We start from the raw sequence: 1,937 nt of genomic DNA, 5'->3' as shown, positions 1-1,937 counted from the left end.
CCGAAGGTGGTCGACGAGGCAGTGGGCGGCTTCACGAAAGCCCTGTTCGAGGCAGTTGCGATCGTTCTCGCCATCAGCTTCATCAGCCTCGGGATGAGAGCAGGACTCGTTGTGGCAATCGCCATCCCCCTCGTTCTCGCCATCACCTTCCTGGTGATGCTCTATACGGGTATCTCGCTGCAGCGCATCTCGCTCGGAGCGCTGATCATCGCGCTCGGCCTTCTCGTCGACGACGCCATGATCGCCGTCGAGATGATGGTGGCACGGCTGGAAGCGGGTGACACTCTCAGGAAAGCCGCCACCTACGTGTTCACATCCACGGCAATGCCGATGCTGACGGGCACGCTCGTCACTGTTGCGGGCTTCATCCCGGTCGCTTTCAACAAGAGCAACGCCGGCGAGTTCACCTTCACGCTGTTCGTCGTCATTGCCGTTTCGCTCGTCGTATCCTGGATCGTCGCGGTTGTGTTCACGCCGTTGATCGGCGTGACAATTCTACCGAAGACGATGAAGAAGCATGCCGATCATAAGGGTCGATTTGCGAAGGCGTTTTCAAGTCTACTGCAGTTCTGTCTGCGTTGGCGCTGGATGACGATCATTGCCACGGTGCTTCTCTTCGCTGGATCGGTCGTTGGCCTGTCAATGGTGCAGCAGCAGTTCTTCCCGAGCTCCGACCGTCCGGAACTGATCGTCGACTGGAACCTCCCGCAGAACAGTTCGATCGCCGAAACGAGCCGTCAGATGGCTCAGTTCGAACGAGAGGTGCTGGCCGACAATCCTGGCGTCGAGCATTGGTCGACGTACGTGGGGAGAGGCGCACCGCGCTTCGTTCTTTCCTTCGACGTGCAGCCGGCGGACGTCTCTTTTGGCCAGACGGTCATCGTCACCAAGGGACTCGACGTCAGGGACAAGCTGAAGCAGCAAATGGAAACCTATCTCCAGAAGACCTTTCCCGGAACGGACGCCTACGTGAAGCTTCTCGACATCGGCCCCCCGGTTGGCAAGCCGATCCAGTACCGAGTGTCCGGTGAAGATCTGCAGACGGTGCGCGACCTTGCGCAAAAGCTGGGCTCGATCGTCGGCACCGATCCTTCCCTCAGGAACCTTGCGTTCGACTGGAACGAGCCGGCCCGTGTCGTCAAGGTAGACGTGCTGCAGGACAAGGCCCGACAGCTCGGCGTCTCGTCCCAGGATATCGCCACTGCGCTCAACACGGTCGTACAGGGCAATGCCGTGACGCAGGTCCGGGACGACATCTATCTCGTCGACGTCATCGGCCGGGCCGCGGAGAAGGAGCGCGGCTCGATCGACACCCTGCTTGACCTACAACTGCAAAGTAGCAGCGGCCAGTCCGTCCCACTGTCCTCGGTCGCGACCTTCCACTATGAGCTCGAGCAGCCGACCATCTGGCGGCGCGACAGGGTTCCGACCATCACGATCAAGGCCGGCATCGGCGATGCGACGCAGCCGGCGACGGTCGTGAAGGCGCTATCCGACAAAGTCGCCGCCTTTGAAAAGACGCTGCCTCTCGGGTATTCGATCAAGGTTGGCGGCGCGGTGGAGGAGAGCGCCAAGTCCCAAGGTCCGATCGCGAAGGTGGCGCCGGCGATGTTCGTCATCATGGCGACGCTGCTGATGATCCAGCTTCAGAGCTTCCACAGGCTGTTCCTGGTCTTCTCGGTGGCGCCGCTCGCCCTCATCGGCGTCGTCGTGGCCCTCCTTGCCAGCAACTCGCCGCTCGGCTTCGTCGCACTCCTAGGGGTCCTCGCGCTGGTCGGGATCCTCATCCGCAACTCGGTGATCCTGATCGTCCAGATCGAGGAGTTGCGAGCGGAGGGAATGTCGGCGTGGAAGGCGGTGGTGGAGGCGACCGAGCACCGCATGCGGCCGATCATGCTCACCGCCGCCGCCGCGACGCTCGCCCTGATCCCGATCTC

At 61.8% G+C, this 1,937-nt stretch carries 1 protein-coding gene; it reads left to right on the top strand.

Annotated elements, in window-relative coordinates; all coding sequences use genetic code 11:
• On the top strand, positions 1–1,937 hold a 1,937-nt coding region (locus DTW90_RS36845; RefSeq protein ID WP_149345046.1), incomplete at both ends, for an efflux RND transporter permease subunit.

Source organism: Neorhizobium sp. P12A, assembly GCF_008365395.1.
Lineage (GTDB): Bacteria > Pseudomonadota > Alphaproteobacteria > Rhizobiales > Rhizobiaceae > Rhizobium.
This window is presented reverse-complemented; position numbering and strand designations above follow the sequence as displayed.